Raw genomic sequence first — 21,764 nt, 5'->3', positions numbered from 1 at the left:
GTCACGCGGCCCCACCGACCGCGAACGCCCGGACCGCCGCGAGCGCGACGGTCCGGGCGGAACGAGTGGCTGCTTACGCGCCGCCACCCGCGGTGAAGATGTCCTGCGAGATCTTGTCGAGCTGCGTGCGGAGCTGCTCGAGCTCGGTCTTCGCCTTGTCGAGGGCGGCCTTGGTCTCCGGCCAGGTCGACCCACGGAACGTCGCCGCGAGCGGGCCGTCCCAGACGTTCGAGTCGGACAGGATCCGGCCCTGGGCGTCGAGCTGCGAGATCTGGTCGGTGAACCCACCGTTGATGATCGACTGGACCTGACGGATGGCGGTCTTGGCCTGCTCGGTCGAAAGGACACGCGACATGATGAACCTCTTTCATTCGTAGCTGCACCCCCGCGCAGTGGAATCCCCCCGGAGGCTCTGACGGGACCCACCATACCCACAAACCGGCGCAGATGTCACCGTTCGTATATCGTGACCGTTCCTTCACAAACGGTCCGTTCACCGCGGGTTTCCACAGCGTCCACCGGAGCCCCTCCGGCCGTGGTGCCCTGGTGGCAGGATGTGGACATGGACACCGAACCGCAGCTCGACGGCGAATCCGTCGCACCCGACCTCGACGACTTCGACGAGGTCGTCGAGATCGAGCACGAGTCGCTGCCGTCGGACCGCTACTTCGACCGTGAGCTCAGCTGGTTGCGCTTCAACCAGCGGGTGCTCGAACTGGGCGAGGACCGCACGCAGCCCCTGCTCGAGCGTGCGAACTTCCTGGCGATCTTCGCGTCCAACCTCGACGAGTTCTTCATGGTCCGGGTCGCCGGTCTGAAGCGCCGCATCGACACCGGCATCGCCGTCCCGACCAACGTCGGCCGCGCACCGAGCGACGTCCTGCGCGACATCGCGAAGAAGGCCCACGAGCTGCAGGACCGCCACGCCCAGGCGTTCATCGGCTCGCTCAAGCCCGACCTCGACGCCGCCGGCATCCACATCGAGCACTGGTCCGACCTGGACGAGGCCGACCGGCTGCGGATGCGCGAGTACTTCAACGAGCAGATCTTCCCGGTCCTCATGCCCCTGGCGGTCGACCCGGCGCACCCGTTCCCCTACATCTCCGGGCTCTCGCTCAACCTGGCGGTCCGGGTCCGCAACCCGAAGTCGCAGCGGCAGGAGTTCGCGCGCCTGAAGGTGCCGCAGAACTTCTCCCGCTTCATCAAGCTGCCGGACGACAACTCCGGGCGGATGCGGTTCATCCCCCTCGAAGACCTCATCGCGAACCACCTCGACGACCTGTTCCCGGGGATGGAGGTGCTCGAGCACCACGTGTTCCGGGTCACCCGCAACGAGGACGTCGAGATCGAGGAGGACGAGGCCGAGAACCTCATCCAGGCCCTCGAGCGCGAACTGCTGCGTCGCCGGTTCGGTCCGCCCATCCGCCTCGAGATCACCGAGGACATGGACCCGGTGACCCTCGACCTGCTCGTGCGCGAGCTCGACATCACCGAGCAGGAGGTCTTCCGGCTGCCGTCGCCGCTCGACCTCGGCGGCCTGTTCGAGATCTCGAAGATCAACCGTCCGGACCTGCACTACCCGAAGCACGTGCCGACGACCCCGGTGCAGTTCCAGCCGGGCGAACCGAACACGAAGCCCGACCTGTTCCGCGCCATCAAGGCGAACGACGTCCTCGTGCACCACCCGTACGAGTCCTTCGCGACGAGCGTGCAGGCGTTCCTCGAGCAGGCCGCGGCCGACCCGCACGTGCTCGCCATCAAGCAGACGCTGTACCGCACCTCTGGTGACAGCCCCATCGTCGAGGCCCTGATCGACGCCGCCGCCGCGGGCAAGCAGGTCCTGGCGCTCGTCGAGATCAAGGCGCGCTTCGACGAGCAGAACAACATCACGTGGGCCCGCAAGCTCGAGAAGGCCGGCGTGCACGTCGTCTACGGCCTGGTCGGGCTGAAGACGCACTCGAAGCTCGTGCTCGTCATCCGGCAGGAGGGCGGCACGCTCAAGCACTACAGCCACATCGGCACGGGCAACTACAACCCGAAGACCTCGCGCATCTACGAGGACATGGGCCTGTTCACCGCGGACGACACCGTGGGCAAGGACCTGACACGCCTGTTCAACGAGCTGTCCGGCTACGCGATCGAGAAGAAGTTCAAGCGGCTGCTCGTCGCACCGCTGCACCTGCGCAAGGGGCTGCTCAAGCGCATCCAGACCGAGGCGGACAACGCGCGCGCCGGCAAGCCGTCCGGCATCCGGATCAAGGTCAACTCGATGGTCGACGAGCAGATCATCGACGCCCTCTACCTGGCCAGCCAGGCCGGTGTGCCGGTCGACATCTGGGTGCGCGGCATCTGCTCGCTCAAGCCGGGGATGGAAGGGGTGAGCGACACCATCCGGGTGCGGAGCATCGTCGGCCGGTACCTCGAGCACTCCCGCGCGTTCGCGTTCCACAACGAGGGCGACCCGGCCGTGTTCATCGGCAGCGCCGACATGATGCACCGCAACCTCGACCGCCGGGTCGAGGCCCTCGTGCGGTTGACCGCGCCGGACCACATCAACGAGGTGCTCGAGATGTTCGACCTGGCGATGGCCGACACCGCGAGCTCGTGGCACCTCGAGTCCGACGGCGAGTGGACGCGGCACTCGACCGACGATGACGGTCGTCCGCTCGAGGACGTGCAGAATGTGACCATGCGGAAGATCTCGGCTCGGAAGCGCTCCACTCGGTGAGCGGCGGTCCCTCGGGCCCCGTCCTCGCCGCCGGCGCAGTCGTCTGGCGCGAACAGGACGGCACGCCCCTCGTGCTGCTCATCCACCGCGACCACCACAAGGACGTCTCCCTGCCCAAGGGCAAGGTCGATCCGGGTGAGGCCGTCCCGACGACCGCCGTGCGCGAGATCGACGAGGAGACGGGCTACCGCGTGCACCTCGGTGCCCCGCTCGGCACCGCCGAGTACGTGCTGCCGAACGGCCGCGACAAGGTCGTGCACTACTGGGCTGCGCGCGTCTCGGCGAAGGAGTACGCCCGTGCCGGCGACTTCACCCCGAACCACGAGGTCGCCGCACTCGAGTGGGTCACGATCGACGACGCCCGCAACCGCCTGACGTACGAGCGCGACGTGGCGATCCTCGACCGGTTCGCCGAGCGCGCCGCCGCGGGCCACCACCGCACGTTCGCCCTGATCGCGCTGCGGCACGCGAAGACCGTGCCCGGCTCCGACTGGAACGGCCCGGACGCCACCCGTCCGCTCCTGCCCGTCGGCCGCTCGCAGGCCAAGGCCGCGGCGTCGCCGGTCGCCGCGTTCGGTCCGAAGAAGATCGTGAGCAGCACGGCAGCACGGTGCCTCGCCACCGTCGAACCGCTGTCGGCCACGACGAAGCTCGGCGTCTCGAGCAGCTCCGACATCAGCCAGGACGCCCACGACCGCGGCGCCGCCGACGTCAAGGGCGTCGTCCGTCGGCGACTCGACAAGGGCAAGACCGCGGTGCTGTGCTCGCACGGGCCGGTGCTGCCGGACATCATCGCGCGGATCGCCACCGCGACCGCCGACGACTCCGGCCGGTTCGACCTGCGCCGTGCCGCGATGCTGTCGGTCGGCGACTTCTCGGTGATGCACATCGCCGGCGAGACCCTCGTCGCCGTCGAGACCCACCGCAACACGATCCCGGCGTAGCGACCACACGCCCTGCACCCGGCCGCGCGCCGGGCGTGCGCCGTGCCCGACAACGCGATCCGGGCCTCCCGTCCAGCGCTCTACGGAACATGCGTCTGCATCTTCCGTGCGCACGCACGACGTCCCGATCCTGCTCCCGGCGCGGCGGCGCCGCACGCCGCCCCGACCGGGACAACCCCTCGTTCACCTTCCGTTCACCAACGCGCGTGATCCCCGTCACCTCGCGTCCCTACAGTCGCTCCCGGGTCGGCACCGGCCCAGGGACCGCAGTGGTCCCACTGCACCCCATCCCCGAAGGGACCCCTGTGAACATCAAGCGAATCGGTTCGATCGCAGCAATCGCGATCGCCGGCGCAGTCGTGCTCTCCTCGTGCGCGGCGAACGAGGACGCGGGCAGCACCGAGTCCTCCTCCAGCAACAGCGACTACTCGAGCCTCTCCGGCACCCTGACCGGCTCCGGCTCGTCCGCCCAGCAGACCGCGCAGGCGACCTGGGCCGCCGGTTTCCAGGACCAGGCCTCGGGCGTGACCGTCAACTACTCGCCCGACGGTTCGGGCGCCGGTCGCAAGAACTTCATCGCGGGGGCCGCGGACTTCGCCGGCTCCGACGCAGCACTGAACGACGAGGAGCTCTCGGGCTCCTTCGACCTGTGCAAGGCCGACACCAAGGCCATCGACATCCCGGTCTACATCTCCCCGATCGCGATCGCCTACAAGGTCGACGGCGTCAGCGACCTGACCCTCGACGCGAAGACCATCGCGGGCATCTTCTCGGGCAAGATCACCAAGTGGAACGACTCGCAGATCGCCGACCTGAACGACGGCGTCGACCTGCCGGACGCGAACATCACGGTCGTCCACCGCTCCGACGACTCGGGCACCACGCAGAACTTCTCGGAGTACGTCTCCGCGAACGCCGGCGACGTCTGGACCGAAGAGCCGAGCCAGACCTTCCCGTACTCGGTCGGTGACAGCGCGAAGGGCACCTCCGGTGTCGCCTCCGCGATGGGCAGCGCCACCAACGCGATCACCTACATCGACGACTCCGGCGCGGGCGACCTCGACAAGGCGAAGCTGATGGTCGGCGACAAGGCCACCGAGATCTCGGCCGATGGCGCCGCGCAGGTCGTCGCCGACTCGAAGGTCGCCACCGGCCGCGAGGACAACGACCTCGCGATCGACATCGACCGCAAGGACACCGCTGACGGTGCCTGGCCGCTCGTCCTCGTCTCCTACGCCATCGCGTGCCAGGAGTACAAGGACTCGGACAAGGCCGACCTGGTCAAGGGCTTCCTGAGCTACGTCGTCACCGGCGACGCGCAGGACGCCGCGGCGAAGGAGGCCAAGTCGGCCGCCCTGTCGTCCGACCTGGCCGAGAAGGCCGCTGCCGCGGTCGACTCCATCAAGTAACACCCCCAAGCGCCCGGACGCCGGTCCCACCCACCTGACCGGCGTCCGGGCCCTTGCCCGTCGCGACGCGAGCAGCCCGGCCCGACAGCCAGCGCCCGTCCGACCGGCACCTCCGCACCACGTACGTCCCCCCGAACCCGTCGCCTCCCCCGGCGTACCTCCGACAGGAGCCCCATGACGACCGCACCGGCCCAGCCAGGGGCCACCGTCACCCCCGAGAAGCCGAAGGCCGTCGTCCGCGTCGGTGACCGGGTGTTCTCCGCCGCCTCGGTCATCGCCGGCGGCCTCATCCTGTTCGTGCTCGTGCTCGTCGCCGCGTTCCTCGTCTGGCAGAGCATCCCGGCGTTCTCCGCCAAGGTCGGCGAACTGCCGAACAACGCCACGAACTTCTGGGACTACGTCGGCCCCCTGGTGTTCGGCACCGTCTGGTCCGCGCTCATCGCGCTCGTGATCTCGGTCCCGCTCGCCCTCGGGATCGCACTGTTCATCTCGCACTACGCACCGCGGCGGCTCGCCCCGGTGCTCGGCTACGTCATCGACCTGCTCGCCGCCGTACCGTCGGTCGTCTACGGCCTCTGGGGCATCGTCGTGCTGGCGCCGTTCGTGAAGCCGTTCTACGCCTTCCTGAACGAGTACCTCGGGTGGTTCCCGCTCTTCTCCGGTCAGGCGTCCGGCACCGGCCGCACCATCCTGACCGCGTCGATCGTCCTCGCCGTGATGGCGATCCCGATCATGACGGCCGTCATGCGCGAGATCTTCCTGCAGGCCCCCACGCTCAACGAGGAAGCCGCCCTGGCCCTCGGTGCGACGCGCTGGGAGATGATCCGCCTGTCCGTGCTGCCGTTCGCCAAGTCCGGCATCGTGTCCGCGATCATGCTCGGGCTCGGTCGGGCCCTGGGCGAGACGATGGCGATCGCCCTGGTGCTGTCGGTCTCGACGAACGTCACCTTCCAGATGCTGACCTCGCAGAACCCCTCGACGATCGCCGCGAACATCGCGCTGCAGTTCGCCGAGGCATCGGGGACCGCCCTGAACGCCCTGATCGCGTCGGGTCTGATCCTGTTCGTCATCACCCTGGTCATCAACATGCTCGCGCGGTACATCGTCCGCACGCGGGTCAGCTGAGAGGTCGCACCCGATGTCCCTCGCTCTCCGTCAGACCGGCACCGCCGGCAACGTCTACGCCAACGGCAAGCTGCACCGCTCGGTGCCGTGGCTGCTGCTGGTCGGCAGCTGGGTCGCCCTGGTGGCCGTGTTCGCCCTGCTCAACGCCGGCGGTGCGGTCAAGGACTTCAACGTCGTCGCCGCGCTGTTCCTCGGCACCGTCCTGTTCGACGTCCTCATCGTGGTCGTCTCGCGCATCGTCGAGGGCGGCCGTCAAGCCGTCAACCGGCTGATCACCTCGCTCGTCATCACGGCCTTCGTCATCGCGGTCCTGCCGCTGGTGTCCCTGCTCTGGACCGTCGTCGCCGACGGCCTGGCCCGCTTCGACGCGAACTTCTTCTCGTACTCGATGCGCGGCGTGATCTCCGAGGGCGGCGGCGCGATCCACGCCCTCATCGGCACGCTCGAGATCACCCTGTTCGCGGCGCTCATCTCGGTGCCGATCGGTCTGCTCACCTCGATCTACCTGGTCGAGTACGGCCGCGGCGCGCTGGCGAAGGGCATCACGTTCTTCGTCGACGTCATGACGGGCATCCCGTCGATCGTCGCCGGTCTGTTCGCCTACTCGCTGTTCGCGCTGTTCCTCGGCCCGGGCGCCCGCTTCGGCCTGGTCGGCTCCGTCGCCCTGTCGGTGCTGATGATCCCGATCGTCGTGCGTTCCACCGAAGAGGTACTGAAGATCGTGCCGATGGAGCTCCGCGAAGCGTCCTACGCCCTCGGCGTCCCGAAGTACCTCACGATCCTCAAGGTCGTCCTGCCGACGTCGCTCGCCGGCATCACCACCGGCGTCATGCTCTCGATCGCGCGCGTCATCGGCGAGACGGCCCCGCTGCTCGTCACCGCCGGCTTCACCGCGAGCATGAACTACGACCTGTTCAAGGACCCGATGATGACCCTGCCGGTGTACGCGTACACGCAGTACTCGCAGCAGGGCGCCAACCCGCAGCCGTTCGTCGACCGTGCCTGGACCGCCGCGCTGGTGCTCATCCTCATCGTGATGGCGCTCAACCTGCTCGCCCGGTTCGTCACCCGACTCTTCGCCCCCAAGCTCTCGCGCTAGCGAACCCACTTCCCCACCCACCAGAAGGATCAACGTGTCCAAGCGCATCGAGGTCGACGGCCTCAACGTCTACTACTCGAAGTTCAAGGCGGTCGAGGGTGTCGACATCACCATCGAGCCCCGCACCGTCACCGCCTTCATCGGCCCGTCCGGCTGTGGCAAGTCCACCTTCCTCCGCACCCTGAACCGCATGCACGAGGTCATCCCCGGCGCCTGGGTCGAGGGCTCGGTCAAGATCGACGGCGACGACCTGTACGGCCCCGGGGTCGACCCGGTGCTCGTCCGTCGCCAGGTCGGCATGGTCTTCCAGCGTCCGAACCCGTTCCCCACGATGTCCATCAAGGACAACGTGCTGGCCGGCGTGAAGCTCAACAACAAGCGCGTCTCGAAGTCCGAGGCCGACGACATCGTCGAGCGCTCGCTGCAGGGCGCGAACCTGTGGAACGAGGTCAAGGACCGCCTCGACAAGCCCGGCATGGGCCTGTCCGGCGGTCAGCAGCAGCGTCTCTGCATCGCCCGCGCCATCGCCGTGCAGCCCGACGTGCTGCTGATGGACGAGCCCTGCTCGGCGCTCGACCCGATCTCCACCCTGGCCATCGAGGACCTGATCGAGGAGCTCAAGAAGGAGTTCACGATCGTCATCGTGACCCACAACATGCAGCAGGCGTCGCGCGTCAGCGACAAGACCGCGTTCTTCAACATCGCGGGCACCGGTGCGCCGGGCAAGCTCATCGAGTTCGACGACACCGCGACGATGTTCTCGAACCCGTCCGTGCAGGCCACCGAGGACTACGTCTCGGGTCGCTTCGGTTGATCGGCATCCGTCCGTCGTGCTGACGGACGACCGGGAGGCCCGGTGCACGTCCGCCACGGACGCGCACCGGGCCTTCGTGGTTGCGCTGGGTGCGGGGGTCGAGCGCCGGGGTCGAGCCGACGCAGAACGACACCCCCGATGTCGTGCGACGTCGAGGGTGTCGTTCGGGGTCGATCTTCCGGGAGGGTCAGGCCGAGGTGGTCGGGACCGCCATGATCGGCGTCGTGGTCGGCTGCTCGGAACCACCGGCCGGCTCGACCGTCATGCCGATCGTCGCACCGTCGGACATCGAGCCCTTGAGCACGGCCGAGTGCACGCCGTCGGCGACACCGTCGACCAGGCCAGCAGACTTGATCGTGCCGCCCTGTTCCTCGGAGCCGATGTACCAGAGCTCGTACGTCTTGCCCTTGGGTGCCTGCTCGACACCGTCGAGGATCACCGCGGACTTGCCGAGGTCGTTCGACCACACGACCGTGGCCGTGCCGCCGCCCTCGACCTTGGTGGTGCTGCGCTGGAAGTCCGAGGCGGCGTAGATGCGGTCGAGTCCGCTGGACGCCTGCGTGGTACCCGTCCCCGGCCCGTCGGACGGACCGTTCGCGACACCGACACCCAGGCCGACACCGAGGAACACCACGGCGACCGCAGCAGCACTGGTGAGCATGGCTGCCGGACGCTGGAACCAGCGGCGGCGAGCCTCGGAGGTCGCCCGGCCACCGGTGGTGGAGCCGTCGGCGATCGAGGCGACGTGCCTGGCGGGCTCGGGACGGGCCTCCTGGACGGAGGTGGTCTCGGCGACCGGGGTCTGGTCGACCGCCGTGTCGGCCAGCGGTGCGGCCTGCGGGGTCGTCGCGATCTGTGCCAGCAGCGACGCCTTCAACGACGTCGGCGGCTCGATCGGAGCAGCGGCGAAGGCCAGCTGCAGCGCGGTCTCGCGCAGCGAGTCGGCTTCGGCCTGGAGTTCGGGCGACGTCGTGAGGACGTCCTCCAGGAGCATGCGCTCATCGTCGGACAGCGCGTCGAGTGCGTAGGAACCCGTCAGCAGGGCGGGGTCGTCGTGTCGTTCGGTCATGAGGTCACCCCCATCTCGTCTCGGAGTCGGATCATCCCGTCACGGAGACGGGTCTTGACGGTGCCGATGGGGACACCGAGGTGTTCGGCCATCTCGCTGTGCGAGAAGCCTCCGTAGTACGCGAGCTGCACGGCCTGCCGCTGGAACTCGGTCAGCTTGGCCAGCGCCCGACCCACACGTTCGTGTTCGATGCGGATCTCGACCGACTCGGAGACCTGGTCGAAACCGGCCTCGAGGTCGCGGATGCCGATCTTCGTGTCCCGGTCGTGCGACGCCTGCGAGGCACGGACCCGGTCCACCGCTCGGCGGTGCGCCATGGTCAGGACCCAGCTGGAGGCGGTCCCGCGCTTCCGGTCGAACCGGGTGGCCTGCTGCCAGACTTCGAGGAAGACCTCTTGGGTGACCTCTTCGGACTGGGCGCGGTCCCGGAGGAGGCGCGTCACGAGCCCGAGGACCCGGCCGGAGAGGACGTCGTAGAGGTCCGCGAAGGCGGCTTGGTCACCGGAGGCAACCCGAGCCAGGAGGTCGTCCGGCGATGCCTGGGCTGGCTCTGATGAGCTCCAGCGTTCGGTGTCGCTATCCACGAGGGCAAGCATTGCAGGTTTCCCTCCTCTCGGGTGCGTCGGCGGCCGGTTGTGGCCGTTCTGTCAGGGGGTGCTGCGTGTGCCGTGGTGCTGGTGGTGCTGTGCTGCGGTCCACCCGGGTAGGGCGAAGCCGCCGCGTCGTGCGGTCGAGACGAGAGGCCAGCGTGACCCACAGGGAATTGACCGGCGGATACCGGTCCGGGTCACGCCGGGCCTCTCGCGTTCGTGACGGTCATCAAGTCCGTCACGCTGATGATTCGGCGCGGTGCCCGTGGTGGATTGGATCGGTTGCCGAGAAGTTGTGGGGAGGCCGCGTCCGGGCCGGCTGCCGGGCACGCCCGGGTCCGGATCTGTCCACCGAGAGTGAACAGGGCAGCGGACACAGCCCACGCGTCGTAGAGTTGGTGTCGCCGGGCCGCAGCAAGCCCCGGGCTCCAAAATTCGCCGCTTCGAGCGGCCTCGCGCCGAGAGGCGCTTCTGCGGCCCGGTTTTTCTCTGCCCGGTTCGTCTCGGACCGGTTGTTCTCTGCCCGGTTCGTCTCTGCCTCGTTGCGGCTGTCGCCGTCCGACCGGGAGGCACGGTGCCGGTCCGGCTGGTCTGCTCGCTAGTCCAGGCTGTCGCGACGCCAGAGCGCCGCCGCCTCGGTCAGGTCGGCCGCCAGCTCCGTCAGACGGAGCGCGCGGGTCGTCAACTCGCTCGCGCGGGCCTCGGCCGTCAGGTCGGAGTCGTCCGCCACAGCCGTCGCACCCGCCGCCGTCAGCCGGCAGAACGCCGCACCCCGGTCCAGCGCCACCGCGAAGTCGCCCGTGTACAGGCCGTGCAGGATGCGGTCCGCCAAGGTGAGGATCTCGGCAGGACCCGTCGGCTGCTCAGCACCCGCGACGGCCTGGTCGATCGTGCCGATGCGCTCCGTACCGCGCGCGAACAGGAAGGCGATCTCCTCCGGGTTCTGCCGGATCACGGTGCGGACGAGGTACACCCGCCAGAGGGCCCCCGGCAGCGTGTGGGCGCCGACACGTGCCCAGAGTTCGGCGATCGCGTCGATGCCGTGCACGTCCGTGTAGGTCACGAGCCGCTCGACCACCGCGGGGTCCGGGTCCTGCCGCACCCGGTGCAGCAGCGCGTTCGCGGTCTCGTGCGCGACACGGTTCACGACGGCCGGGTCCTCGCCGCCCTGGATCGCAGCGAACTCGGCATCGGTGAAGTGGACAGGACGGTGGTGATCGCGAGGCACCGCGTCAGTGTAGGCACGGCCGGTGACACGCCCGCCCTCCGTTCGCCCAGAACGCAACGACAGCGCCGCGGGTACGGTGTCTCGTCGGGAGGCGCTCCTCCCGTACGTGAAGGAGAGGACTCCCCCATGAACCCCCTGCTCATCATCCTGGCCGTCATCGCGGTCATCCTGCTGTTCGTCGGTGGCTTCACCGCGAGCCTCAAGTTCCTGCTGTGGGTCGGCATCGTGCTGCTCATCGTGGCCGTCGTCCTGTGGCTGCTGCGCACGCTCACCGGGCGTCGCGGCTGACCCTCGGCACCAGGTTCTTCCCAGAGGCCCTCACCCGCTAGCCTTGCGGGTGAGGGCCTCTAGCTCAGTTGGTAGAGCACCGGACTTTTAATCCGAGGGTCGTGGGTTCGAGCCCCACGGGGCCCACACACCCTTCCCTTCGGCGGCTGGCCGGACTGCGTTGTCTAAGATGTGGCGGATGGCACGACGACTCCTTCCCGGCATCGCGCTCGGAGCTATGGCTCTCGGCGTGAGCGGGCTGCTCGTCATCCTGCCGACCGTGTCGAGTGCCTGCCAGCCCGTCACGACGTCGGCGAGCGTCTCCTCCGCACAGGTCGCCGACGCCATCGCCCCCGGCTCCGACGTCCTGATCGTCGGCGACTCGTACACCTCCGGCCGCGGCTCGACCAGCGGTGTCGACGGGTGGGCACAGGACCTCGTGGCCGACCGGCACTGGGACGCCACCATCGACGGCTACCCGGGTACGGGCTACGTCGACACCGGTCGCACCGGGTCCTCGCACTACACGTTCGGCCCTCGCCTGGAACGGCATGCCGAGGACGTCGATCCACAGCTCGTCATCGTGCAGGGCAGCCAGAACGACTGGCTCGTCGACTCGTCGACGCTGCAGGCCCGGGTCGAGAAGACCCTCCGCGACGCTGAGCAGACCTGGCCGGACGCCGTCGTCGTCGCGCTCGGGCCGTCGGCGCCGCTGCCGTGGGCGAAGTCGACCGTCGGGGTCGCCGCCTCGGTCTCCGCTGGGGCAGCGGCAGCGGGCGTGCCGTACATCGACGCGCTCGCCGGGCAGTGGTTCACCGCGGCGAACAGCCCGGGCTACGCGGCGATCGACGGCGGCCACCTCAACGACGCCGGCTACCAGTACCTGGCGGACCGGGTCTCGGAGTCCCTCGACGCGCTCGCGGCACCCGGCGACGAGCGCTGCGCCTGACCACCAGACCGGGGTACAAGTCGTCCCCAGCTGGCTCATGGCAGATCCCCTGCACACATCAGCCTGCGCACAGCCGACTGTTGGCCTGCCGCCGATAGTGTCGTTCCCGGATCCGATCACCGGGTCCTGCAGCACCGCACCACCACGAACGAACGGGGTACACCGTGATCGAGCCCATCGAAGCCACGCAGACCAGCAGCACCGGGGACGCGCGCCGCATCGTCGAGCTCGCCGCAGCGACCAACACGACGATGAGCAACGAGCTCCTGCTCGACACGCTCCGCCGCAATGCTCAGGTCACGACCCGGCACATCCGCAAGGACTTCATCGAGGTCGCGACGGCCACCGCGGTCCTCGGCTACGTCTGCCGGCAGCGCAAGGACTTCATCGCCCTGCGCGGGGACGACCCGGCCTGGGCACACGAGGTCGGCCGGTACGCCAGCGAGTCCCTCGCGGTCGAGGCGCTCCGCATGCGCCGCGGCTGACCCGCAGCTCCGAGACGCCGGTCTCTCCGGCGACAACCCCGCGAAAGCGACTCTGTGCCGCGAACCTTCGGCGGGACGGAGTCGCTTTCGCGAGACGGATTGCGGTGGGGCGATCAGGACCAGACGCGGCGGATGCCCCAGGTGCCGGTCCAGGTCTCGTCGGGCTCGAGCCAGCGCAGGCCTTCACCGGAGTTCAATGCGTTGGCCGGAGCGGTCATCGGCTCGACCGCCACCGCGAGGCCCTTGCCGTCGCCGCGGGGGTACTCGCGCGAGGTGAACACCTGCACGTACGGGAACGAGGCGTCCTGCCAGAGCTGCACCCCGTCACCCTCGGGGCCGTGCAGCGTCGTGTGGCGGACCCCGTTGGCATCCGGGGTGATGTCCGAGTACGCGGTGTCGAGGTCCGCGTCACCGGCACGCTGTCCCCGGCGCAGGTCGAACGGCGTGCCCTCCACCGACACGGACCCGTTCGGCACCTTCTGGTCGTCGACGGTGAAGGCGGTGGCGGCGTCGAGCGTGACGACGAGGTCGTCGGCCGGGGTGTCGCCGGCACGCAGGTACGGGTGCGCCCCCACCGCGAACGGTGCGCGGACGCCGGAACGGTTCGTGATCTCGTGCGTCACCCGGATGCCGTCGTCCACGAGTTCGTGGTGCACGCGGGTCTCGAGGGTGAACGGCCAGCCGTGCTGCGGGTGGATCGTGGCCTCCTGCACGATCCCGGTCTCGGTCTGCGACACCACGCGGTACGGCGCGAAGCGGAGCAGGCCGTGCGATGCGTTGCCGTACTTCGGCTCCGAGATGTCCAGCTGCTGCCGCTTGCCGTCGAGCTCCCAGACCCCTCCGGCGACGCGGTTCGGCCACGGCACGAGCACGATGCCGTTGGCGCCGGGCGGCTGCTCGGTGACGGGGAACGGCTCGGTCAGGTCGAAGCCGGCGACGCGGAGTTCTCGGATGCCGGCGGCGACCTCGGTCACGACGGCCTCGACGACGCCGTCCGGTCCGGCGTGGTGCAGGCGGTACTGGCCACCGGTGGGTGCTGCGGTCATGGGGTGTGGTTCCTTCCGGGTGTGTCCTCGCCGTCCGCGACGACGACCTCGACGCCGGCCGCCCGGATCGTGGCGACCGCGTCGGCTTCGACCTCGGCGGTGACGACGACGTCGATGTCCTCGAGCGCGCGGACGACCCCGATGTGGGCCCGGCCGAACTTCGACCCGTCCGCGACGACGACGGTACGCCGAGCGGTGGCCGCGAGCATCCGCTTCGCCTCGGTCTCGGGCAGGTTGACGTTGGTCAGACCGTGCGCGACGTCGACGCCGGTGCCACCGAGGAACACGACGTCAGCGGCGATCATCGGCAGCAGCGTGTTGTTGAACGGCGCGACGAGCGAGTGCTGCAGCGGCCGGAGCGTGCCGCCGGTGACGATCACGGTGAACCGCGGCACGGCGCGCTCGAGGGTCAGGGCGGTGGTCAGCGAGTTCGTGACGACCGTGACGTCGACCAGCTCCGTGCGGGCGACGAGCGCCTCGGCGACGGCGGCCGGGGTGGTGCCGACGTCGAGCACGACGCATTCGCCGGACCGCACGAGCGCAGCGGCCGCACGGCCGATGGCGGCCTTGGCCACCTGGTGCTCGACGGCGGTCTCCTCGAAGGGGCGCTCGGTGGACCCGGCCCCGAGGCGGACCGCGCCCCCGTGCACCCGACGGATCCGGGCCTCCTGGTCGAGGACCGCGAGGTCCTGCCGGACCGTCACCTCACTCGTGCCGAGCGACGCGGCCAGCGCGGCGGTCCGGACCATGCCGGGTGCGCCCTCGACGATCGAGACGATGCGGTCCTGCCGGAGGGGTGCTGGCAGCGATCCGGCCAGGAAGGAGAGGTCGTCGTCGGTCACGGGTCCAGTTTCGCTTGCTTCCGAAGACTTTCGCAATGCTTCGGATCGGGGCTAGGCTGTTCCGGTGATCACCAAGCGCGCGACGAAGCTCGCGGACGGCCGCGACCTGTTCTACTTCGACGATGCGGACAGCACCCTGCCCGCTGAGCGTGCCATCGACGAGCGTGCGCTCGACCCTCGGCCCGAGACCGCGCGGATGCGCCAGGACGTCCTGACCGGCGAGTGGGTCTCCATCGCCGCGAGCCGTCAGAACCGCGCGTTCCTGCCGCCGGCCGACCAGGACCCGCTCGCGCCGCAGACACCGCAGAACCCGTCCGAGATCCCGAGCACGTACGACGTCGCCGTGTTCGAGAACCGGTCGCCGTCGTTCGGTCCGCTGCTCGAGGCCGATGACGCCCCGTCCTCGCTGCAGTCCCTGTCCGACGTCGGCCTGAACCGGCAGCTCCGGTCCGTCGGCCGGTGCGAGGTCGTGTGCTTCTCCCCCGCGACCGAGGGGTCCTTCGCGTCGATCTCCGAGTCGCGCGCCCGCACGGTGGTCGAGGCCTGGGCGGACCGCACCGCCGCGCTCTCCGCGATGCCCGGCATCCAGCAGGTGTTCCCGTTCGAGAACCGCGGTGAGGCGATCGGCGTCACGCTGCACCACCCGCACGGGCAGATCTACTCGTACCCGTACATCACGCCCCGCACGCAGCGCCTGCTCGACTCCATCGAGCGCTTCGGGCCGGACCTGTTCGAGCAGCACCTCGCGAACGAGCGCGCCTCGGACCGGGTCGTGCTGCAGGGCGAGCACTTCACCGCCTTCGTGCCGTTCGCCGCGCGGTGGCCCATCGAGATCCACATGCTGCCGCACCGCCACGTCCCCGACTTCGCCGGCCTGACCGAGGCCGAGAAGGACGAGCTGGCCCACATGCACCTGCGCCTGACGCGGGGCATCGACAAGCTCTACGACGACCCGACCCCGTACATCGCCGCGTGGCACCAGGCACCGGTGCACGTCGGGCGGGACACCGTGCGGCTCATGCTGCAGATCACCTCGCCGCGTCGAGCGGCGGACAAGTTGAAGTTCCTGGCCGGCAGTGAAGCCGCCATGGGCGCTTGGATCGGGGACCTGGTCCCCGAGAAGGCGGCCGAGTTCATCCGACAAGGAGTCGAGCGAGCATGACGTTCCAGCAGGCCTACGGGTACGAGCCGACCGTGCGGTACTCCGCCCCGGGGCGCGTCAACCTGATCGGTGAGCACACCGACTACAACGACGGGTACGTCCTGCCGTTCGCGATCGACCGCCGCACCACCGCGTCGATCGCTCCGCGGCCGGACCGTCGGCTGCGTGTCTCGTCCGCGTTCGACGCCGGCACCGTGCTCGAGCTGTCGCTCGACGACCTCGACCCGTCGAACATGACCGGCTGGTCGGCGTACGTCTTCGGCATCGCCTGGGCACTTCGCGAGCAGGCCGGCGCGGACCTGTCCGACAAGACCGGGTTCGACGTCTTCATCGAGTCCGACGTCCCCGTCGGGGCCGGCCTGTCGTCCAGCGCCGCGATCGAGTGCGGCGTCGCGCTCGCCTTCAACGACCTGTGGGAGCTCGGGCTCGACCGCAAGACCCTCGCCCGCGTGGGGCAGTACTCCGAGAACCACGCCGTCGGCGCACCGACGGGCATCATGGACCAGTCCGCGTCACTGCTCGGCGAGCAGGACGCCGTCGTGTTCCTCGACTGCCGCACGCTCGACACCGCCGTGGTCGACCTGGCGCTCGAGGCGAACGGGCTCGAGATCCTGGTCATCGACACCCGGGTCGAGCACGCGCACGCCACCGGCGGGTACGCGGCTCGTCGTGCCTCGTGCGAGAAGGGTGCGCAGGTGCTCGGTGTCGAGGCCCTGCGCGACGTGAGCATCGACGACCTGCCCCGTGCGCAGGAACTGCTCGACGACGAGACCTTCCGCCGCGTGCGCCACGTCGTGACCGAGGACCAGCGCGTCCTCGACACCGTCCGGACGCTGCGCGAACAGGGGCCGCGCGCGATCGGTTCGCTGCTCGTCGCGTCGCACGAGTCGATGCGCGACGACTTCGAGATCTCTGTGCCGGAACTCGACCTGGCCGTCGAGACCGCGGTCGAGCACGGTGCCGTCGGTGCGCGGATGACGGGTGGTGGGTTCGGTGGCGCTGCGATCGCGCTCGTCGACCAGGAGTCGCGCGGTGCGATCGCCGACGCAGTCGCCGCTGCCTTCGCCGCCGCCGGGTACCGCGAGCCGAACGTCTTCACGGTGCACGCTGCGCAGGGCGCCCGCCGCGACTGAGTCCCTCGCCGAGACTCGGGCGTCAGCGGGTCATGTGACCCGTGGTGACCGTGACGCCACCCCACGGGAAGCCCTGGGGGTGCAGCACCTCGTGCTGGAGCTGGTCCGTCACGACGTGGCCCTGCCACACGCTGTAGACCAGGAACCCGGCGATGATGCACACCGGAACCGCCAGGTACGCCGAGTACCGAACGATGTCGCCGAGGGTCCGGTGCCCGTACCGCGCGAGCGTCGGCGGCAGGACGATCCCGACGACCACGACGAGCAGCAGCGCCGCGAGGGCGGCTGGCGCGACGTGCGCTTCGACCTGCACCGTGATCGGTGCGGTCTCGAGGACCTTGCCGCCGTTGTCGATCCAGTTGTCGTCGGCGTCGACCCCGCCGTAGCCCGTCGACGTGCTCCAGAGCACCAGGTTCGGTGACAGCACCAGTGCGACGACCCCGATGAGCGCCAGGCCCCACGCACGCGGACGAAGCTGCTTGCCGGTGGCCGCCATCACGGGCGCGGTCTGGACGTTCTCCCCCATGCGGTGACCGTAGCACTGGGGCAGGCTCCGCACCCGTCCCCAGTACGCGCGGGGCGGGGGCGAGCCGTGCCTCCCGGCCGCCCGTGGACGCGACCGCCCCGCCGAAGCGACAGATTCCCGCGAACAGTTCGCGGGAATCTGTCGCTTCTGCGGCACAGACCGCGGCACGAACGGACGCGCGCCGGCCGACCGACCCGCCCCCTACTTCAGGTGGCGCTCCGCGGCCTCGACCACGTTCTTCATGAGCATCGCGCGGGTCATCGGGCCGACGCCGCCGGGCACCGGCGACATGAAGCCCGCGACGGACGCGACGGCGGGGTCGACGTCGCCGTGCAGCTTGGCCTTCCCCGTCTCGTCGTTCACCACGCGGGTGATGCCCACGTCGATCACGGCCGCACCGGGCTGCACCCAGTCCGGCTTGACGAGCCCGGCGACCCCGGCGGCCGCGACGACGATGTCGGCGCGACGGCACTCCGCGGCGACGTCGGCCGTCAGGGAGTGGGTCAGGGTGGCGGTGGCCTCGAGGCGGGTGAGCAGCAGACCGAGCGGCCGGCCGACCGTCAGCCCCTGCCCGATGATCGTGACGTGCGCGCCCCGGATCGGGATGTCGTACGCCTCGAGCATCGCGACGATGCCCCGCGGGGTGCAGGGCAGGGGCGCGTCGATCGTGCCGGCACCACCGGGCACGGCGAGCACGAGCTCACCGAGGTTCGTCGGGTGGAGGCCGTCGGCGTCCTTCGACGGGTCCATCAGCTCGAGCATCGGCGTCGGGTCGATGCCTTCCGGCAGCGGCAGCTGCACGATGAACGCGGTGACCCGGGGGTCGTCGTTCATCTGCAGGATCGCTGCTCGGATGTCCGCAGCGCTCGCGGACGACGGCAGGTCGATGCGGTGCGAGTCGAGCCCGATCTGCGCCGAGTCGCGGTGCTTGCCCGCGACGTACGACATCGAACCGGGGTGCGACCCGACCAGGATCGTGCCGAGCCCCGGACGGATGCCGTGCTCGTGCAGCCGGTCGATGCGGACCCGCAGTTCCTCGAGGGTCCGGGCGGCGAGGGCGGTGCCGTCGATGCGGACGGCAGTGCCCTCCCCCGCCCATCGTTCGACGGGCAGGGAGGTCAGGGCGTCGCTCACGCGTAGAGGGGGAACGCGTCGGTCAGGGTCTTCACCCGGGCCGAGAGCGCTGCGATGTCCGGGTTCGGCATGAGGGTCAGCGCGATGATGTCCGCGACCTCGGTGAACTCGGCGTCGCCGAAGCCACGCGTGGCGAGCGCCGACGTGCCGATGCGGACACCCGAGGTGACCATCGGCGGACGCGGGTCGAACGGCACGGAGTTGCGGTTCACGGTGATGCCGACCTCGTGCAGCAGGTCTTCGGCCTGCTTGCCGTCGACCTCGGAGGTGCGCAGGTCGACGAGCACCAGGTGCACGTCGGTGCCACCGGTCAGGACGTCGATGCCGGCCGCGCGGGCGTCCGGCTGCGTGAGCCGATCCGCCAGCAAGCGGGCGCCGCGGATGGTGCGCTCCTGGCGGGCCTTGAACTCGGGGGTGCCGGCGAGCAGGAACGCGGTGGCCTTGGCGGCGATCACGTGCATGAGCGGGCCACCCTGCTGGCCCGGGAAGACCGCGGAGTTCAGCTTCTTGAACAGCGTCTCGTCGTTGGACAGGATGATGCCCGAGCGGGGGCCGCCGAGGGTCTTGTGCACCGTCGACGAGACGACGTGGGCGTGCGGGACGGGGGACGGGTGCAGGCCGGCGGCGACGAGGCCGGCGAAGTGCGCCATGTCGACCCAGAGCTTCGCGCCGACCTCGTCCGCGATCTCGCGGAACTTCGCGAAGTCGAGCTGACGCGGGTAGGCGGACCAGCCGGCGATGAGGACCTTCGGCTGGTGCTCGATGGCCTTGGCACGGATGTCGTCGTAGTCGACCTCGAACGTCTCGGGGTCGACGCCGTACGCCACGGCGTTGTAGATGCGGCCGGAGAAGTTGAGCTTCATGCCGTGGGTCAGGTGACCGCCGTGCGCGAGCTCGAGGCCGAGGATCGTGTCGCCGGCGCTGGCGATCGCGTGCAGGACCGCGGCGTTGGCCGTGGCGCCCGAGTGCGGCTGGACGTTCGCGTAGGACGCCCCGAAGAGCGCCTTGGCACGGTCGATGGCGAGCTGCTCGGCGACGTCGACGTACTCGCAGCCGCCGTAGTAGCGCTTGCCGGGGTAGCCCTCGGCGTACTTGTTGGTGAGGACGGAGCCCTGGGACTCGAGCACGGCACGCGGCACGAAGTTCTCGGACGCGATCATCTCGAGGGTGTCGCGCTGACGGCCGAGCTCCTGCTGCAGGACGGCGGCGATCTCGGGGTCGACCTGGTCGAGCGGGGCGTTGAAGGCTGCGCGGTCGGTGTCGACGGAGCCGTCGACGGCGGGCAGATCGGTGATGGACACGGTTCTCCTACGTGGGTTGGCGACGACCGGGAGGTCGCGCACGGACGATCGGTCGGTGCAGCCCAGGCGTACGGCCGCGCACCGTGTCAGGTGTCGCTCCCCGATGGTGACCCATCCAACGCCAGTCGCGACGTGACGATCGTACCGAGCCGCCCGCCCTGTGTCACCCTGGATGCATGACGCTGACCTCGCCCGACGTGGACGAACGGACCACCCCGGACGAACGCACCAGTGCCCGCGCGGACACCCCGTGGGTCACCGTCGTGTGGGACGACCCGGTGAACCTGATGTCCTACGTCACCTACGTCTTCCAGCGGCACTTCGGCTTCGGACGCGAGCAGGCGGAGCGGCTCATGCACCAGGTGGACACCGAGGGGCGGGCCATCGTGGCGACGGGGCCGCGCGAGGCGATGGAGGCCCACGTCCAGTCGATGCACGGCTACGGCCTGCAGGCGACCGTCGACAAGGCCCCCGAAGCGTGATCCCCTTCGTCCGCCGCGCCGACGGCGTCCACCTCGGCATGTCCTCCGGCGAGCGCGGGCTGCTCACGTCCCTGACCGAGCAGCTGCGCCAGGTGCTCGACGGCGATCTGTCGGTGGACCCGGTCACCGAGCGGATGTTCCCGGACGCCTACCCGGACGACGACGACGCCAGCGCGGAGTTCCGGAGGTACACGCAGTCCGACCTGCTGGCGCAGAAGACCACGAACGCGACGACCGTGCACGAGTGGCTGACGGGCACCCGCGACGGCGCCCTCGCCCCCGAGGACGAGCAGGCCTGGCTCCGCACCCTGACCGACCTGCGGCTGACGATCGCCGACCGTCTCGGGATCGTCGACGCCGACGACGAGGAGCGTTCGGTCGAGGCCGACGCGGGCGTCGGCCTGCGCGACGTCTACGACTGGCTCGGGTACGTGCAGGAGCACCTGATCACGACGATGACCGACCCGCGGTGACGGTCGCCTTCCGCGCTGCCACCGAGGACGACCGGGAGGCCCTGCTCGCGTTCTCGACGTCGGAACCGGTCGCGTGGATCGGTCCGGACCGGTACCGCGCCGAGTCCGGCACGGACAACTACCGCCCGGAGTGGTCGTGGCTGGCCGTGCGCGACGGCCGTCCGGTGGCGCGGGCACTCTGGTGGGGCGGCACGGATGCCGCGGCGCCGTCGACCCTCGACGACCTGCTGGTGGCTCCCGACGTGACGGACGACGACCGTGTGTCGATCGCCGCCGGGCTGATCACGGCGGGGACCGCTGCGTTCGGGGTGGTCCCGGAGTGGATCGTCGACGTCGCGGTGGACTGGCACGACGATCCCGCAGCCGTCGCCGCGGTGTCGTGGCGCACGGCGGCCGCTCGGTCGGCGGGACTCGGACGGTCGACGGAGCGGGTGAGTGTGGCGTGGACGCCGGAACGGGCGGGGGCTCCGGTGCCGTCCTCGCTCCGCTTCCGTGCCGGTGACGACGACGAGTTCGCGGACCTCTTCGCCCGCGTCGCGGTGGGGAGCCTCGACGCGCACACCGTGGCGTCGGTGGACGAACTCGGCCCGCGGGGCGCCGCCGCCGACGACCTCGAGTTCTACCGTTCGCTCCCCGGATCACGGGACGGCTGGCGGGTCGCGCTCGACGCCGACGGCCCGGTGGTCGGGTTCGTCCTGGCGACGCGGACGGCGTACGACGCGGCGATCAGCTTCATCGGAGTGCTGCCGCAGCACCGTGGCCGCGGTGTGGTCGACGGCCTGCTCGCTGAGGGACTGCGCGTGCACGCCGAGGCCGGCGAGCCGAAGGTGGTCGGCACGACGGACGCGGCGAACACCCCGATGCGCCGAGCGTTCGAACGGGCCGGCTTCGTGGTGACGAAGCGCCGGATCGTGTTCGAGCGCTGAGCCCGGTCCGGAGCAGCGCGCCCGGAACTCGC

Annotated in this window: 23 protein-coding genes, 1 tRNA gene and 1 riboswitch; of the genes, 15 read left to right on the top strand and 9 right to left on the bottom strand. The window is 70.0% G+C overall.

All coding sequences use genetic code 11. From position 1 onward, the window contains the following. Window positions 1-73: 73 nt before the first annotated feature. The gene (locus tag EDF63_RS05870) at window positions 74-355 is read right to left on the bottom strand and encodes a hypothetical protein (RefSeq protein WP_027466625.1); all 282 of its coding nucleotides are present in this window, start codon (window positions 353-355) and stop codon (window positions 74-76) included. A 207-nt stretch (window positions 356-562) separates the two neighbouring features. On the opposite strand from EDF63_RS05870, the gene EDF63_RS05865 reads away from it, so the two are divergent. From EDF63_RS05865 to pstB, 6 genes are all read left to right on the top strand, one after another. Beyond that, window positions 563-2,728, top strand: a complete 2,166-nt coding sequence (locus tag EDF63_RS05865) for an RNA degradosome polyphosphate kinase (protein WP_123311951.1) — start codon at window positions 563-565, stop codon at window positions 2,726-2,728. Next, a complete protein-coding gene (locus EDF63_RS05860; protein WP_123311949.1) occupies window positions 2,725-3,672 on the top strand; it encodes an NUDIX domain-containing protein in 948 nt (315 codons plus the stop codon). The genes EDF63_RS05865 and EDF63_RS05860 overlap by 4 nt, the downstream gene beginning before the upstream one ends. A 305-nt stretch (window positions 3,673-3,977) precedes the next feature. Next, window positions 3,978-5,081, top strand: coding sequence for a phosphate ABC transporter substrate-binding protein PstS (gene pstS / locus EDF63_RS05855; RefSeq protein WP_123311947.1), 1,104 nt, complete (start codon window positions 3,978-3,980; stop codon window positions 5,079-5,081). Between the two features lie 174 nt (window positions 5,082-5,255). Beyond that, window positions 5,256-6,206, top strand: a complete 951-nt coding sequence (pstC, locus tag EDF63_RS05850; protein ID WP_123311945.1) for a phosphate ABC transporter permease subunit PstC — start codon at window positions 5,256-5,258, stop codon at window positions 6,204-6,206. 13 nt (window positions 6,207-6,219) lie between these two features. Next, complete coding sequence (pstA, locus tag EDF63_RS05845; protein ID WP_123311943.1) at window positions 6,220-7,305, top strand: phosphate ABC transporter permease PstA; 1,086 nt, start codon at window positions 6,220-6,222, stop codon at window positions 7,303-7,305. 34 nt (window positions 7,306-7,339) lie between these two features. Then, window positions 7,340-8,119, top strand: coding sequence for a phosphate ABC transporter ATP-binding protein PstB (gene pstB / locus EDF63_RS05840; protein WP_111085283.1), 780 nt, complete (start codon window positions 7,340-7,342; stop codon window positions 8,117-8,119). 187 nt (window positions 8,120-8,306) lie between these two features. On the opposite strand, the gene EDF63_RS05835 is transcribed toward pstB, so the two are convergent. The 3 genes from EDF63_RS05835 to EDF63_RS05825 all read right to left on the bottom strand — a co-directional run bounded on the left by EDF63_RS05835 (window position 8,307) and on the right by EDF63_RS05825 (window position 11,006). Further along, a complete protein-coding gene (locus EDF63_RS05835) occupies window positions 8,307-9,188 on the bottom strand; it encodes an anti-sigma factor domain-containing protein (protein WP_123311941.1) in 882 nt (293 codons plus the stop codon). Then, window positions 9,185-9,784: an ECF RNA polymerase sigma factor SigK gene (gene sigK, locus EDF63_RS05830; protein WP_123311939.1), complete on the bottom strand. Its 600-nt coding sequence runs from the start codon at window positions 9,782-9,784 to the stop codon at window positions 9,185-9,187. The genes EDF63_RS05835 and sigK overlap by 4 nt, the downstream gene beginning before the upstream one ends. 592 nt (window positions 9,785-10,376) lie before the next feature. Beyond that, window positions 10,377-11,006: a DNA-directed RNA polymerase subunit beta gene (locus EDF63_RS05825; protein ID WP_123311937.1), complete on the bottom strand. Its 630-nt coding sequence runs from the start codon at window positions 11,004-11,006 to the stop codon at window positions 10,377-10,379. 126 nt (window positions 11,007-11,132) lie between these two features. On the opposite strand from EDF63_RS05825, the gene EDF63_RS18395 reads away from it, so the two are divergent. From EDF63_RS18395 to EDF63_RS05810, 4 genes are all read left to right on the top strand, one after another. Further along, window positions 11,133-11,294, top strand: a complete 162-nt coding sequence (locus tag EDF63_RS18395) for a DUF2207 domain-containing protein (RefSeq protein WP_146249745.1) — start codon at window positions 11,133-11,135, stop codon at window positions 11,292-11,294. Window positions 11,295-11,347: 53 nt separating this feature from the next. Beyond that, window positions 11,348-11,420 (top strand) — tRNA-Lys (locus tag EDF63_RS05820). 52 nt (window positions 11,421-11,472) lie between these two features. Next, window positions 11,473-12,222, top strand: a complete 750-nt coding sequence (locus EDF63_RS05815; RefSeq protein ID WP_185021297.1) for an SGNH/GDSL hydrolase family protein — start codon at window positions 11,473-11,475, stop codon at window positions 12,220-12,222. Between the two features lie 164 nt (window positions 12,223-12,386). Beyond that, window positions 12,387-12,707, top strand: a complete 321-nt coding sequence (locus tag EDF63_RS05810) for a hypothetical protein (RefSeq protein WP_111085292.1) — start codon at window positions 12,387-12,389, stop codon at window positions 12,705-12,707. 113 nt (window positions 12,708-12,820) lie between these two features. Here the strand turns inward: EDF63_RS05810 and EDF63_RS05805 are convergent, their stop codons facing one another. After that, on the bottom strand, window positions 12,821-13,753 hold the full coding sequence (locus EDF63_RS05805; protein ID WP_123311933.1) for an aldose 1-epimerase family protein: 933 nt from the start codon (window positions 13,751-13,753) through the stop codon (window positions 12,821-12,823). Further along, entirely contained in the window at window positions 13,750-14,595 is an 846-nt protein-coding gene (locus EDF63_RS05800) for a DeoR/GlpR family DNA-binding transcription regulator (RefSeq protein WP_185021296.1), read from the bottom strand. Before EDF63_RS05800 ends, EDF63_RS05805 begins: the two co-directional genes overlap by 4 nt. A gap of 64 nt (window positions 14,596-14,659) precedes the next feature. On the opposite strand from EDF63_RS05800, the gene galT reads away from it, so the two are divergent. Then, on the top strand, window positions 14,660-15,757 hold the full coding sequence (gene galT / locus EDF63_RS05795) for a galactose-1-phosphate uridylyltransferase (protein WP_123311931.1): 1,098 nt from the start codon (window positions 14,660-14,662) through the stop codon (window positions 15,755-15,757). After that, window positions 15,754-16,890, top strand: coding sequence for a galactokinase (gene galK, locus EDF63_RS05790; protein WP_123311929.1), 1,137 nt, complete (start codon window positions 15,754-15,756; stop codon window positions 16,888-16,890). Before galT ends, galK begins: the two co-directional genes overlap by 4 nt. Before the next feature lie 22 nt (window positions 16,891-16,912). On the opposite strand, the gene EDF63_RS05785 is transcribed toward galK, so the two are convergent. From EDF63_RS05785 to glyA, 3 genes are all read right to left on the bottom strand, one after another. Continuing rightward, window positions 16,913-17,416 carry a hypothetical protein gene (locus tag EDF63_RS05785; protein WP_123311927.1) on the bottom strand — a complete coding sequence of 168 codons (504 nt, stop codon included), beginning with the start codon at window positions 17,414-17,416 and terminating at the stop codon, window positions 16,913-16,915. A 201-nt stretch (window positions 17,417-17,617) separates the two neighbouring features. Next, window positions 17,618-18,550, bottom strand: a complete 933-nt coding sequence (locus EDF63_RS05780; protein ID WP_260232985.1) for a tetrahydrofolate dehydrogenase/cyclohydrolase catalytic domain-containing protein — start codon at window positions 18,548-18,550, stop codon at window positions 17,618-17,620. Beyond that, window positions 18,547-19,851, bottom strand: coding sequence for a serine hydroxymethyltransferase (glyA, locus tag EDF63_RS05775; protein ID WP_395871447.1), 1,305 nt, complete (start codon window positions 19,849-19,851; stop codon window positions 18,547-18,549). Before glyA ends, EDF63_RS05780 begins: the two co-directional genes overlap by 4 nt. A gap of 53 nt (window positions 19,852-19,904) precedes the next feature. Beyond that, a riboswitch (ZMP/ZTP riboswitch) is annotated at window positions 19,905-19,990 on the bottom strand. Between the two features lie 37 nt (window positions 19,991-20,027). On the opposite strand from glyA, the gene clpS reads away from it, so the two are divergent. From clpS to EDF63_RS05760, 3 genes are read left to right on the top strand one after another with little or no spacing between them, the layout of a single operon-like run. Then, window positions 20,028-20,333, top strand: coding sequence for an ATP-dependent Clp protease adapter ClpS (clpS, locus tag EDF63_RS05770; protein ID WP_185020990.1), 306 nt, complete (start codon window positions 20,028-20,030; stop codon window positions 20,331-20,333). Then, window positions 20,330-20,806 (top strand): DUF2017 family protein, encoded by a 477-nt coding sequence (locus EDF63_RS05765; protein WP_123311925.1) that lies wholly within the window; start codon window positions 20,330-20,332, stop codon window positions 20,804-20,806. The genes clpS and EDF63_RS05765 overlap by 4 nt, the downstream gene beginning before the upstream one ends. Then, entirely contained in the window at window positions 20,803-21,732 is a 930-nt protein-coding gene (locus EDF63_RS05760) for an N-acetyltransferase (protein WP_185021295.1), read from the top strand. Before EDF63_RS05765 ends, EDF63_RS05760 begins: the two co-directional genes overlap by 4 nt. The last annotated feature ends 32 nt before the right edge of the window (window positions 21,733-21,764 follow it).

The organism is Curtobacterium sp. JUb34 (genome assembly GCF_003755065.1).
GTDB lineage: Bacteria > Actinomycetota > Actinomycetes > Actinomycetales > Microbacteriaceae > Curtobacterium.
The sequence above is the reverse complement of the archived record's forward strand: the minus strand, read 5'-3'. Positions and strand labels throughout refer to the sequence as shown.

What these genes read in the sequence shown, in the direction of transcription:
- clpS (WP_185020990.1), top strand. Translation starts at nt 20,028, where the DNA reads ATGACGCTGACCTCGCCCGACGTGGACGAACGGACCACCCCGGACGAA.
- pstC (WP_123311945.1), top strand. Translation starts at nt 5,256, where the DNA reads ATGACGACCGCACCGGCCCAGCCAGGGGCCACCGTCACCCCCGAGAAG.
- EDF63_RS05805 (WP_123311933.1), bottom strand. Translation starts at nt 13,753, where the DNA reads ATGACCGCAGCACCCACCGGTGGCCAGTACCGCCTGCACCACGCCGGA.
- EDF63_RS05785 (WP_123311927.1), bottom strand. Translation starts at nt 17,416, where the DNA reads ATGGGGGAGAACGTCCAGACCGCGCCCGTGATGGCGGCCACCGGCAAG.
- EDF63_RS05815 (WP_185021297.1), top strand. Translation starts at nt 11,473, where the DNA reads ATGGCACGACGACTCCTTCCCGGCATCGCGCTCGGAGCTATGGCTCTC.
- EDF63_RS05865 (WP_123311951.1), top strand. Translation starts at nt 563, where the DNA reads ATGGACACCGAACCGCAGCTCGACGGCGAATCCGTCGCACCCGACCTC.
- sigK (WP_123311939.1), bottom strand. Translation starts at nt 9,784, where the DNA reads ATGCTTGCCCTCGTGGATAGCGACACCGAACGCTGGAGCTCATCAGAG.
- galK (WP_123311929.1), top strand. Translation starts at nt 15,754, where the DNA reads ATGACGTTCCAGCAGGCCTACGGGTACGAGCCGACCGTGCGGTACTCC.
- EDF63_RS05870 (WP_027466625.1), bottom strand. Translation starts at nt 355, where the DNA reads ATGTCGCGTGTCCTTTCGACCGAGCAGGCCAAGACCGCCATCCGTCAG.
- pstA (WP_123311943.1), top strand. Translation starts at nt 6,220, where the DNA reads ATGTCCCTCGCTCTCCGTCAGACCGGCACCGCCGGCAACGTCTACGCC.
- EDF63_RS05835 (WP_123311941.1), bottom strand. Translation starts at nt 9,188, where the DNA reads ATGACCGAACGACACGACGACCCCGCCCTGCTGACGGGTTCCTACGCA.
- EDF63_RS18395 (WP_146249745.1), top strand. Translation starts at nt 11,133, where the DNA reads ATGAACCCCCTGCTCATCATCCTGGCCGTCATCGCGGTCATCCTGCTG.